General features: G+C 68.8%; 8 protein-coding genes. All 8 read right to left on the bottom strand.

Annotated elements, in window-relative coordinates:
* Positions 1 to 25: 25 nt before the first annotated feature.
* Positions 26 to 1,006 carry a DNA-binding protein WhiA gene (whiA, locus tag C8E83_RS06225; RefSeq protein ID WP_121368923.1) on the bottom strand — a complete coding sequence of 327 codons (981 nt, stop codon included), beginning with the start codon at positions 1,004 to 1,006 and terminating at the stop codon, positions 26 to 28.
* A 77-nt stretch (positions 1,007 to 1,083) separates the two neighbouring features.
* Positions 1,084 to 1,980, bottom strand: a complete 897-nt coding sequence (gene rapZ, locus C8E83_RS06220) for an RNase adapter RapZ (RefSeq protein ID WP_121368922.1) — start codon at positions 1,978 to 1,980, stop codon at positions 1,084 to 1,086.
* 9 nt (positions 1,981 to 1,989) lie between these two features.
* A complete protein-coding gene (gene uvrC / locus C8E83_RS06215; protein WP_121368921.1) occupies positions 1,990 to 3,897 on the bottom strand; it encodes an excinuclease ABC subunit UvrC in 1,908 nt (635 codons plus the stop codon).
* 42 nt (positions 3,898 to 3,939) lie between these two features.
* Positions 3,940 to 6,900, bottom strand: coding sequence for an excinuclease ABC subunit UvrA (gene uvrA, locus C8E83_RS06210; protein ID WP_245981900.1), 2,961 nt, complete (start codon positions 6,898 to 6,900; stop codon positions 3,940 to 3,942).
* Between the two features lie 102 nt (positions 6,901 to 7,002).
* A complete protein-coding gene (locus C8E83_RS06205; RefSeq protein ID WP_121368919.1) occupies positions 7,003 to 7,932 on the bottom strand; it encodes an SDR family NAD(P)-dependent oxidoreductase in 930 nt (309 codons plus the stop codon).
* Positions 7,922 to 9,988 carry an excinuclease ABC subunit UvrB gene (gene uvrB / locus C8E83_RS06200; protein WP_121368918.1) on the bottom strand — a complete coding sequence of 689 codons (2,067 nt, stop codon included), beginning with the start codon at positions 9,986 to 9,988 and terminating at the stop codon, positions 7,922 to 7,924. The genes C8E83_RS06205 and uvrB overlap by 11 nt, the downstream gene beginning before the upstream one ends.
* A gap of 122 nt (positions 9,989 to 10,110) precedes the next feature.
* Entirely contained in the window at positions 10,111 to 10,731 is a 621-nt protein-coding gene (gene coaE, locus C8E83_RS06195) for a dephospho-CoA kinase (protein WP_121368917.1), read from the bottom strand.
* A gap of 103 nt (positions 10,732 to 10,834) precedes the next feature.
* A complete protein-coding gene (rpsA, locus tag C8E83_RS06190) occupies positions 10,835 to 12,286 on the bottom strand; it encodes a 30S ribosomal protein S1 (RefSeq protein ID WP_121368916.1) in 1,452 nt (483 codons plus the stop codon).
* Between the last annotated feature and the right edge of the window lie 172 nt (positions 12,287 to 12,458).

Genomic DNA, 12,458 nt, shown 5'->3' with positions numbered 1-12,458 from the left:
CGGAACCGCGGGCGCGCCGAAAGATCTAGTCGAGCTCGAGATCAGCGGGGAGGTTCGCCTCGGTGCCGGGGATGCCGAGATCCTGCGCCTTCTTGTCGGCCATGGCGAGGAGTCGCCGGATGCGGCCGGCCACGGCGTCCTTCGTCATGGGCGGGTCGGCGTGGTGCCCGAGCTCGTCGAGGCTGGCGTCGCGATGGGCCAGGCGGAGCTCGCCCGCATAGCGCAGGTGGTCGGGGATGTCGTCGCCGAGGATCTCCATCGCCCGATCGACGCGAGCGCACGCGGCGACAGCCGCCTGCGCGGAGCGGCGGAGGTTGGCGTCGTCGAAGTTGACGAGGCGGTTGGCCGTGGCCCGGACCTCGCGTCGCTGGCGGAGTTCCTCCCAGTCGCGGACGCTCTGGCTCGCGCCCATCTGGGTCAGCATGGCGCTGATCGCCTCGCCGTCGCGGATGACGACGCGGTGGACGCCGCGAACCTCGCGGGCCTTGGCCGGGATGCCGAGGCGGCCGGCGGCGCCGACGAGGGCCATGGCGGCCTCGTTGCCGGGGCAGACGACCTCGAGTGCGGCGGAGCGACCCGGATCGGTGAGCGACCCCTGGGCGAGGAAGGCACCGCGCCAGATCGCGGCGAGGTCGTCGCGCGAGCCCGTCGTCAGCCGGTTCGGCAGGCCGCGGACAGGGCGGCGGCGGGCGTCCATCAGGCCGGTCTGGCGAGCGAGGGTCTCCCCCGCCTCGTGGATGCGGACCAGGTAGTGGCTGGTCCGGCGGAGCCCTGTCGCCGCGATGACCGAGACGTCGCTTCGTGCCCCGTAGAGCTCGGCGAGGTCTTTTCGCACCCGCCGGGCGACCTGCGGGCTGTCGAGCTCGGCCTCGACGGCGATGCGGCCGGAGATGACGTGGAGACCGCCGGCGAAGCGCAGGATCGTCGCGACCTCAGCCGCCCGCACGGTGGTCTTCGAGACCTCGACTCGGGCGAGTTCTTCTTTGACGTCGGCGGTATGGGCCAAGGCGGTTCCTTACGTGTTGTTCTCGGTGGTGCGGGCGCGGGTGCAGTCGCCACGGGCACGGTGTCGCGGGCTCCTGCTCACTCCCGACCCAGATCGCGGTGCTTGACGTTGACCGCCACGCCGGGGAGACCGCGCAGATGAGCGGCCAGCTCGCCGACGAGGGCGACGGATCGGTGCTTGCCCCCCGTACAGCCAATGGCGATCGTAGCGTGTCTCTTGTTCTCACGCTGATAGCCCGCCATGACGGGCTCGAGCGCTGCGCCGAACGACTCGATGAACTCGCGGGCGCCGGGCTGGCCCAGGACGTACTCGGCGACGGGAGCGTCGAGGCCGTTCTGCGGGCGGAGCTCAGGCACCCAGAACGGATTCGGGAGGAAGCGGGCGTCGCCGACCATGTCGGCGTCGGCGGGCAGGCCGAACTTGAAGCCGAAGCTCAGGACGGTGACCGTGACGCCGGCGGTCTCAGGGCCGGAGAACTTCTCGGTGATGGCGGTGGCGAGCTGGTGGATGTTCAGCTCGGACGTGTCGATGATGATATCGCTCGTCTCGCGGAGCTCTTCCATGCGGCTGCGCTCGGCGAGGATGCCGTCGAGGAGCGTGCCGCTGCCCTGTAGGGGGTGCGGGCGACGCACCTGCTCGAAGCGACGGACCAGGACGGCGTCGGTCGCGTCGAGGAAGAGCACGCGCACCCGGGTGGGCGTCGACTCGCCGAACGGGCGCTCCTGGAGCGAGCGGACGGCCTCCTGCGCCTCCGAGAAGAGGCGACCGCCGCGGACGTCGACGACGGCCGCAATCTTGGGCAGGCCGTCGCCGGCCCGGCCCGCGAGGTCGAGCAGCGGCCGCAGCATCTGCGCGGGGAGGTTGTCGACCACGTACCAGCCGAGGTCTTCGAGGGCGTTGCCCACCGTGGAGCGGCCGGCACCGGACATGCCGGTGACGATCAGCACCTCCTGCTGCTCGGACGCGTCGCTCACGCCGAAAGCCTACTCGGCACTCGCGACGGGCTGCGCGGTGCCGATCGTCGCGGCCACGCTCTTCGCCAGGGCGGGCCCGATGCCCTTGACCTCGGCGATCTCGTCGGCGGACGCCTTCTTGAGTCGCGCCACCGAGCCGAAGTGCTTGAGCAACTCGGCGGTGCGCGTCTTGCCGAGCCCGGGGATCTCGGACAGCTGGGTCGCGATGTCGCGCTTGCGCTTCTGCCGCTGGAACGTGATCGCGAAGCGGTGCGCCTCGTCGCGGATCCGCTGGATCAGGAAGAGGGCGTCGGAGTTGCGGGGCAGGATCACGGGGAAGTCGTCGTCGGGCAGCCAGATCTCCTCGAGACGCTTGGCGATCCCGCACAGCTGGATGCCCGTCACACCGAGGTCGTCCATGGCGCGCTGTGCGGCGGCGACCTGCGGCTGGCCGCCGTCGACGATGAGGAGGTTCGGCCGGTAGGCGAAGCGCTTGCGCTGCTCCCCCACCTCCTCGACCGGGGCGAGCTCGTCGTCGAGGCGGGCCAGGCGGCGGGTGAGCGTCTGGTAGATCGACTCGGTGTCGTCGGTGGACGACGGGATGCTGAACCGGCGGTACTGGTCCTTCCGCGGCAGGCCGTCCTCGAAGACCACCATCGACGCCACGATGTTCGTGCCCTGCAGGTGCGACACGTCGTAGCACTCCATCCGCAGCGGGGCTTCGTCCATCCCCAGGGCCTCCTGGATGTCGGCGAGGGCCGTGGAGCGCGTCGCGAAGTCGGCAGACCGCTTCGTCTTGTAGAGCATGAGCGCCTGCCCGGCGTTGAGGGCGGCGTTCTGCATGAGGGTCGCCTTGTCGCCGCGCTGCGGCGTGTGCAGGGCGACTCTGCCGCGCATCCTGCCGTCCGTCGCCGCCTCCGTGCGGAGGTCGGTGAGCCAGGTCTCGAGGGCCTCGGAGTCGTCGGGCAGCGTCGGGACGACGATCTCGCGCGGCAGCTCGGCGCCGGACGCGTAGACGTCCTGGAGGGCCTGCTCGACGATGTCGCCGGTCGAGATGTCGATCTCCTTGTCGAGCACCCAGGCCCGCGCGCCGCGGATCCGGCCGCCGCGCACTGTGAAGAGCTGGACGGCCGCCGCCAACTCGTCCTCGGCGACGGCGAACAGGTCGAGGTCGACGGAGTCGCGGAGCACGACGGCGGACTTCTCGAGGACGGCCTCGAGGGCCTCGACCTGGTCGCGGTACCTCGCGGCGTCTTCGTACCGTTGCTCGTCGGCGGCGAGCTTCATCTGGCGCTGGCGCTCGACGATCACGGAGCGGTCATAGCTGCCCATGAAGCGGACGAACTCGTCGACCCGCTTCCGGTGCTCCTCCACCGAGACGGTCTGCGAGCAGGGGCCGCCGCAGCGCCCGATCTGACCGGGGAAGCACGGCTTGCCGGTCGCCATCGCCTTCTTGTAGCTCGAGTCGGAGCAGGTGCGGATCGGGAACACCTTGATCATGAGGTCGATGGTGTCGTGGACAGCCCAGATCTTCGGGAACGGGCCGAAGTACTTGGCGCCCTTGATCCGGGTGTTGCGGCTCACCATCACGCGGGGCGCCTCGTCGGCCAGGGTGATGGCCATGAAGGGGTAGGTCTTGTCGTCGCGGAACTTGACGTTGAACGGCGGGTCGTACTCCTTGATCCAGGTGTACTCGAGCTGCAGCGCCTCGATGTCGGTGCCGACGACGGTCCAGTCGAGACTCCGAGCCGTCAGGACCATCCGCCGGGTGCGCTCGTGGAGCGAGGGCAGCGGCGCGAAGTAGTTGCTCAGCCGCTGCCGGAGGTTCTTGGCCTTGCCGACGTAGAGCACTCGACCCCGCTCGTCGCGCCAGCGGTAGACGCCCGGCTGGGTCGGTATCTCGCCGGCCTTGGGGCGCCAGGAGACGGTGTCGCTCATCGTGCCGTGGCCTCCTGTTCGTGTTCGTGCGCTATCAGCGTCTTACCTTGCCATCGCCTTCTGCCGGGGGCGACCCTTCGACCGGGCCTTGGCCGGCGCGGGGATCTCGGCCCGCGGCATCGAGAGGATCTCGTGCAGGAACCGCCCGGTGTGACTCTCGGGAACGGACGAGAGATGCTCGGGTGTTCCCGCGGCGATCACGGTGCCGCCGCCGGCTCCGCCCTCCGGACCCATGTCGATCAGCCAGTCGGCGGACTTGATCACGTCGAGGTTGTGCTCGATCGTGATCACGGTGTTGCCCTTCTCGACGAGACCGTCGAGCACGAGCAGGAGCTTGCGGACGTCTTCGAAGTGGAGACCCGTCGTCGGCTCGTCGAGCACGTAGACGCTGCGACCGTTCGACCGCTTCTGGAGCTCGGTGGCCAGCTTCACACGCTGGGCCTCGCCGCCGGAGAGGGTCGTCGCACTCTGACCGAGCCGGACGTAGCCGAGACCCACATCGACCAGGGTCTTCATGTACCGGGAGATCGCGCTGATCGGCTCGAAGAACTCGGCCGCCTCGCTGATCGGCATCTCGAGCACCTCGGAGATGTTCTTGCCCTTGTAGTGCACCTGGAGCGTGTCGCGGTTGTACCGCGCGCCGCCGCAGACCTCGCACGCGACGTAGACGTCGGGCAGGAAGTTCATCTCGATCTTGATGGTGCCGTCGCCCGCGCAGTTCTCGCAGCGGCCGCCCTTGACGTTGAAGCTGAACCGGCCGGGCAGGTAGCCGCGGGCCTTGGCCTCGACGGTCTCGGCGAACAGGTTGCGGATCCGGTCGAAGACGCCGGTGTAGGTCGCCGGATTCGACCGCGGGGTGCGGCCGATCGGCGCCTGGTCGACGTGGACGACCTTGTCGAGGTTCTCCAGCCCGGTGACCCGCGTGTGCTTGCCCGGGATCTGACGGGCGCCGTTGAGCTCGTTGGCGAGCACCTTGTAGAGGATGTCGTTGACGAGCGACGACTTGCCCGAGCCGCTGACCCCGGTGACGGCGACGAACACGCCGAGCGGGAAGTCGACCGTGACGTTCTGGAGGTTGTTCGCCTTGGCTCCGACGACAGAGATCATGCGACCGGTGTCGATCGTGCGCCGGGTGGTCGGCGTCTCGATCGACCGGCGCCCCGCGAGGTAGTCGCCGGTGTACGAAGACGTGTTCGCGATGAGCGACTCGTAGCTGCCCGAGTGGACCACGCGGCCGCCGTTGACGCCGGCGCCGGGGCCGATGTCGACGATCCAGTCCGCGGTGCGGATGGTGTCTTCGTCGTGCTCGACGACGATGAGCGTGTTGCCGAGGTTCTTCAGCTTGACGAGGGTGTCGATGAGTCGGCGGTTGTCGCGCTGGTGCAGGCCGATCGACGGCTCGTCGAGCACGTAGAGGACGCCCGTGAGGCCGGAGCCGATCTGCGTCGCCAGGCGGATGCGCTGCGCCTCGCCGCCGGAGAGCGAGCCGGCCGATCGCGCCAGCGAGAGGTACGTCAGGCCCACCTCGAGGAGGAACTCGAGGCGCACCCGGATCTCGCGGAGCACCTGCGCCGCGATCCTGGCCTCGCGGGCCGAGAGCTCGAGCGACTCCATGAAGCCGAAGGCATCGGTGAGGCTGAGCTCGGAGACGTCGGCGATGCTGTGGCCGTCGACGAGTACGGCGAGCACCTCGGGCTTGAGGCGCTTGCCCTTGCAGACCACGCACGGGATCTCGCGGAGGTAGCTGGCGTAGCGCTGGCGCTGCGAGTCGCTCTCGGCCTCGGCGTACTTGCGCTCGATGTACGGCATCACGCCCTCGAAGCCCGTGGTGTACTTCATCTCGCGGCCGAAGCGGTTGCGGTACCGCACGGTGACCTCGAAGTCGTTGCCCTCGAGCACCGCGCGCTTGACGTCGTCGCCGAGGTCGCGCCACGGCGTCTTGAGGCTGAATCCGAGGTCGCCGGAGAGGCCCTCGAGCAGCTTCTGGAAGTAGTTGTAGAGACCCTTGCCCGAGTTGGTCCAGGGCAGGATCACGCCCTCGGAGAGGCTGAGGTCTTCGTCGCCCAGGAGCAGGTCGGCGTCGACCGACATCTTCGTGCCGAGGCCCGAGCACTCCGGGCAGGCGCCGAACGGCGCGTTGAACGAGAACGTGCGGGGCTCGATCTCGGTCAGCTGCAGCGGGTGGTTGTTCGGGCACGAGAGCTTCTCGGAGAACGTGCGGTACTTCGCCGGCCCCTCGTCGTCGACGAAGTCGATGGTGACGAGGCCGTCGGTCAGCCGGAGCGCCGTCTCGAGCGAGTCGGTGAGGCGCTGCAGGATCTCGTCGGACGCCACGAGTCGGTCGACCACGACCGAGATGTCGTGCTTGACCTGCTTTTTGAGCGTCGGCGGGTTGGAGAGCTGGATCTGCTCGCCGTCGACGATCGCGCGCGAATAGCCCGACGAGGCGAGCTCTTTGAAGAGGTCGACGAGCTCGCCCTTCTTCTGCGACACGATGGGGCTGAGCACCTGGTAGCGGCGACCGGTCTCGAGCTCCATCAGCTGGTCGGCGATCTGCTGGACCGTCTGCTTCTGAATCGGCTCGCCGCAAACGGGGCAGTGCGGGATTCCGATGCGCGCCCAGAGCAGGCGCATGTAGTCGTAGATCTCGGTGATCGTGCCGACGGTCGATCGCGGGTTGCGGTTCGTCGACTTCTGGTCGATCGACACCGCAGGGCTCAGGCCCTCGATGAAGTCGACGTCGGGGCGGTCGACCTGACCGAGGAACTGGCGCGCGTAGGCCGACAGCGACTCCACGTAGCGGCGCTGGCCCTCGGCGAAGATCGTGTCGAACGCGAGCGACGACTTGCCGGAGCCGCTGAGCCCGGTGAAGACGACGAGGGAGTCGCGAGGGATCTCGATGTCGACGTTCTGGAGGTTGTGGACGCGGGCGCCGCGCACGCTGAGCTTGGCGACGTCACCGGGATCCGAGACGCTCGCCTCGAGGGGGTCGGGAGCGTTCACGACGGGGTTGGCGGCTGAGATCGACACTCTGTCCATTCTAGTTCGAGGGGCCTCGGCCGGACGCGGGGTCGGCGAGGCGGTGACGGGAGGCGGAGGGGGCGATCACTCGAGGATCGGGTGCACGCGGGTGAGGCGCGACGAGAGGTTCCAGAGGCGGGCGGCGACCTTGCGGCTGTGGGCGTGACGCTGGGCGCGGACCAGGGCCGGCGACCCCGTGAGCTGGAACCAGCCGTCGGGCCCCCAGTATTCCCCGCCCTGGACGTCGGCCCCGATGGCCGCGTAGGTGAGCGGCCGAGCGCCCTGGTCTTTGCCCTGCGAGACGGTCCGCATGAGGCCGATCAGCGGCGACGGCAGCCAGCGGCGGCGGGTGATGCCCGGTCGTCGCTCCGTGAGGTTCTCGAGGGAGAAACCAGGATGCGCGACCAGACTCCGTACCGTCGAGCCCGACTCGCGCAGACGTCGGTCGAGTTCGAATCCGAAGGTCATGACGGCCAGCTTCGAGCGCGAGTAGGCGAGGTGGCCGCGGTATTGCCGGACCATCATCGGGTCGTCGAGGTCGAGCCGGGCGAACCTGTGGGCGATGCTGCCCACGTGCACGATGCGACCGGCCTCGGCCGCGGCGATCGCCGGCAGCAGGTGGGAGACGAGGGCGAAGTGCCCGAGGTGGTTCGTGCCGAACTGCAGCTCGAAGCCGTCGGACGTCACGCGTCGGCGACGCGAGCCGACGACGCCCGCGTTGGCGACGAGGGCGTCGACAGGCCCGTCGGCGGCGATCTGCTCCGCGGCCGCGCGGGTGGACGCGAGGTCGGCGAGGTCGGTCAGCACGATCTGCAGATCGGCGTCGGGGACGACCGCCCGGATGCTCTCGGCGGCGCGCTCGGCCCTCCCCTCGTCGCGGCAGGCCAGGACGACGCGCGCGCCGGTCGCCGCGAGCTGCTCGCTCACGAAGTAGCCCAGGCCCGCACTGGCGCCGGTGACGACGACCCGGCGTCGCGTCGCGCGCGGAGACCCTCCCCGCGCGTCAGCGGACATGCCCGGCGGCCTCCATGCCCCTCAGGTCTTTCTTGAGTTCGGCGACCTCGTCGCGCAGTCGGCCCGCGAGCTCGAACTTGAGCTCGGCGGCGGCCTGGAGCATCTGCTCGTTGAGGTCGGCGATGATCGACTCGATGTTGTCGGCGGCGCCGGCGGCGAGGCCCTCGCGGCGCAGGTTCGGTGTCGGTGCGCGCTTCGCGCCCTGGCGGCCGGCGAGCAGCTCGGCCGTGTCGGCGCCCTCGCGGGCGAGCACCGCCGTGATGTCGGCGATCTTCTTGCGCAGCGGCTGCGGGTCGATGCCGCGCTCGACGTTGTACGCGATCTGCTTCTCGCGGCGGCGCTCGGTCTCGTCGAGGGCCTGCTTCATCGAGTCGGTCATGACGTCGGCGTACATGTGCACCTCGCCCGAGACATTGCGGGCCGCACGGCCGATCGTCTGGATGAGCGACGTCGACGAGCGGAGGAACCCCTCCTTGTCGGCGTCGAGGATGGCGACGAGAGACACCTCGGGGAGGTCGAGTCCCTCGCGGAGCAGGTTGATGCCCACCAAGACGTCGTAGACACCCTGCCGGAGCTCGGTGAGCAGCTCGACGCGACGGAGGGTGTCGACATCGGAGTGGAGGTAGCGCACGCGCACGCCGGCCTCGGTGAGGAAGTCGGTGAGCTCTTCGGCCATCTTCTTGGTCAGCGTCGTGACGAGCACGCGCTCGTCGCGCTCGGTGCGGAGCTGGATCTCCTCGAGCAGATCGTCGATCTGGCCGGCGGACGGCTTGACCACGATCTTCGGGTCGACCAGACCGGTCGGGCGGATGATCTGCTCGACCACGCTGTCGGTGACGCCGAGCTCGTACTTGCCGGGGGTCGCCGACAGGTAGACCTTCTGGCCGACGCGCTCGAGGAACTCCTCCCACTTGAGCGGGCGGTTGTCGAGGGCGCTCGGCAGACGGAAGCCGTGGTCGACGAGCGTGCGCTTGCGCGAGGCGTCGCCCTCGTACATCGCTCCGATCTGCGGCACGGTGACGTGTGACTCGTCGATGACGACGAGGAAGTCGTCGGGGAAGTAGTCGAGGAGGCAGTGCGGCGCCTCGCCGGCCACGCGGCCGTCGATGTGGCGCGAGTAGTTCTCGATGCCGTTGCAGAAGCCGATCTGCTCCATCATCTCGAGGTCGAACGTCGTGCGCATGCGCAGCCGCTGCGACTCGAGGAGCTTGCCCTGACGGTCGAGCTCGGCGAGACGCTCGGCGAGCTCTTCTTTGATCGTGCCGATGGCGCGGTGCATGACGTCGGTGCCGGCGACGTAGTGCGACCCCGGGAACACGGAGACCGCGTCGACCTTGCGGACGACGTCACCGGTGAGCGGGTGCAGGTAGTAGAGCGCCTCGATCTCGTCGCCGAACATCTCGATGCGGATCGCGAGCTCTTCGTACATCGGGATGATCTCGATCGTGTCGCCGCGCACCCGGAAGTTGCCGCGCGAGAAGTCGATGTCGTTGCGCTGGTACTGCATCGCCACGAACTTGCGGATGAGCGTGTCGCGCGGAATCATCATGCCGACCTGGAGGGCCTGCATCGCCTCCATGTAGCCCTCGGGCGTGCCGAGGCCGTAGATGCACGACACGGTCGAGACGACGATGACGTCGCGGCGGCTCAGCAGCGAGTTGGTCGTCGAGTGACGCAGGCGCTCGACCTCGGCATTGATCGACGAGTCTTTCTCGATGAAGGTGTCGGTCTGCGGCACGTACGCCTCGGGCTGGTAGTAGTCGTAGTACGACACGAAGTACTCGACGGCGTTGTGCGGGAACAGCTCGCGGAACTCGTTCGCCAGCTGCGCCGCCAGCGTCTTGTTGTGGGCGAGCACCAGGGTCGGCCGGTTGACGGCCTCGACGAGCCAGGCGGTGGTCGCGGACTTGCCGGTGCCGGTCGCGCCGAGCAGCACGACGTCGGTCTCACCGGCGTTGATCCGGCCGGCGAGTTCAGCGATGGCAGCGGGCTGATCGCCGCTGGGCTGGTACTCGCTGACCACTTCGAAGGGGCGGACGCTGCGAGTCGGTTCCATGCGAACAAGTGTACGAGCGGCCACTGACACTCGGCCGGGCGGGGCGACGCTGCTCCTGCGCCCTGAGCGGAATCGTGCCGACGCGGGCGCGGCGCGAGGGTGCCACGTCGAGATGGATCGCCCTAGGCGCGCGCCTTCGCGACGGCCAGGTCGACCAGTCGGGCGTAGAGGGCGTCGGTCTGCTTCTCGGTCGACGCGAGGCTGGTCGACGAGTCGATCACGTCGTCGGCCACCGCCGCCCGCTGCTCGTCGGACGCCTGGGCGTCGACGCGCTTGCGGGCCTCGGCGGGGTCCATGCCGCGCAGCGTGACCAGCCGTGCGATGCGCATCGAGGCGGGCGCGTGCACGACGACGATGTGGTCGAACTCGCCCACTCCCCTGGCCTCGACGAGTAGCGGCACGTCGTAGACGACGACGCGCGCCGGGTCGTCGGCCACGGCCTCGCACATCCGCTGCAGACTGAGAGCCTGCACGCGCGGGTGCGTGATCGCCTCGAGGTCGAGTCGGGCGGCAGGATCGCTGAACACGATCGCCCCGAGAGCCGCCCGATCGAGCGAGCCGTCCGGCTGCACGACCCCCTCGCCGAACCGCTGGGCGATCTCGGCGAGCCCGGGTGTGCCCGGCTCGACGACCTCGCGGGCCAGACGGTCGGCGTCCACCACGGCTGCGCCGAGCGCGCCCAGGCGCGAGGCGACGATCGACTTGCCGGCTGCGATTCCCCCGGTCAATCCCACAACGAACACGGGTGACACCCTAGCGCGCACGCCTTGGACGGAATGCGCAGTGAAACGCCGAACGGCGGCCACCCCGAGGGGGTGACCGCCGTTGCGTGTGAGGCAGGTCGAACTAGTTGTTGTTCGACAGCTTCTCGCGAAGCGCGGCGAGCGACTCGTCGTCGGCGAGGGTGCCGGCGTTCGAGGACGACTCGTTCGAGAACGACGAACCCGAGGGGACGTCGAACGAGGTGGCCTCTTCGGCGAGCGAAGCGGCGACCTGCTTCTTGTGAGCCTCCCAGCGAGCCTGGGCGGCAGCGTAGTCCTGCTCCCACTTCTCGCGCTGGGCCTCGAAGCCCTCGCGCCACTCGTTGGTCTCCGGGTCGAAGCCCTCGGGGTACTTGTAGTTGCCCTGGTCGTCGTACTCGGTGAGCATGCCGTAGAGCGCCGGGTCGAACTCGGTGCCCTCGGGGTCGACACCCTCGTTGGCCTGCTTGAGGCTCAGCGAGATGCGGCGACGCTCGAGGTCGATGTCGATGACCTTGACGAACACCTCGTCGCCGACCGACACGACCTGCTCGGCGAGCTCGACGTGCTTGGCGGACAGCTCGGAGATGTGCACGAGGCCCTCGATGCCGTCCGCGACGCGGACGAACGCACCGAACGGCACCAGCTTCGTGACCTTGCCGGGAGCGACCTGGCCGATGGCGTGCGTGCGGGCGAAGACCTGCCACGGGTCTTCCTGCGTCGCCTTGAGCGACAGGGAGACGCGCTCGCGGTCGAGGTCGACCTCGAGGATCTCGACGGTGACCTCCTGGCCGACCTCGACGACCTCGGAGGCGTGCTCGATGTGCTTCCACGAGAGCTCGGAGACGTGGACGAGACCGTCGACGCCGCCCAGGTCGACGAACGCACCGAAGTTGACGATCGACGACACGATGCCCTTGCGGACCTGGCCCTTGTGGAGGTTGTTGAGGAACGAGGTGCGGCTCTCGGACTGCGTCTGCTCGAGCAGGGCGCGGCGCGACAGGACCACGTTGTTGCGGTTCTTGTCGAGCTCGAGGATCTTCGCCTCGATCTCCTGGCCGAGGTACGGCGTGAGGTCGCGGACGCGGCGCAGCTCGATGAGCGAGGCCGGGAGGAAGCCGCGGAGGCCGATGTCGACGATGAGGCCGCCCTTGACGACCTCGATGACGGTGCCGGTGACGACGCCGTCGGCGTCCTTGATCTTCTCCACGTCGCCCCACGCGCGCTCGTACTGCGCACGCTTCTTGGACAGGATCAGACGGCCTTCCTTGTCCTCCTTCTGGAGAACGAGGGCCTCGACGGTGTCGCCGACGCCGACGACCTCGCTGGGGTCGACGTCGTGCTTGATCGAGAGCTCGCGCGAGGGGATGACGCCCTCGGTCTTGTAGCCCACGTCGAGGAGGACCTCGTCGCGGTCGATCTTGACGACGGTGCCCTCGATGAGGTCGCCGTCGTTGAAGAACTTGAGAGTCTTTTCGACCGCGGCGAGGAAGTCTTCAGCAGATCCGATGTCGTTGACGGCGACCTGCTTGGGTGCCTTGGTCGTTACGATTGTCATGTAGTGGTTGCTCCGTTTTGGGCATTGTTCGGGCCACGCGCTTCTCCCGCACGACACACGACTCCTCGCGGAGGTCGCAGTGCATGGGAATTGTGATGAAGCGGCAGCGTGCGGATAGGTCGACGCAGTTTGCGCCCAGCAAGTCTAACGGCACGGACGCAGGCGCGACAAC

The organism is Frondihabitans australicus (assembly GCF_003634555.1).
Lineage (GTDB): Bacteria > Actinomycetota > Actinomycetes > Actinomycetales > Microbacteriaceae > Frondihabitans > Frondihabitans australicus.
The sequence above is the reverse complement of the archived record's forward strand: the minus strand, read 5'-3'. Positions and strand labels throughout refer to the sequence as shown.

Coding starts and splice junctions, on each gene's coding strand:
- uvrC (WP_121368921.1), bottom strand. CDS start 3,897: ATGAGCGACACCGTCTCCTGGCGCCCCAAGGCCGGCGAGATACCGACC.
- C8E83_RS06205 (WP_121368919.1), bottom strand. CDS start 7,932: ATGTCCGCTGACGCGCGGGGAGGGTCTCCGCGCGCGACGCGACGCCGG.
- uvrB (WP_121368918.1), bottom strand. CDS start 9,988: ATGGAACCGACTCGCAGCGTCCGCCCCTTCGAAGTGGTCAGCGAGTAC.
- rpsA (WP_121368916.1), bottom strand. CDS start 12,286: ATGACAATCGTAACGACCAAGGCACCCAAGCAGGTCGCCGTCAACGAC.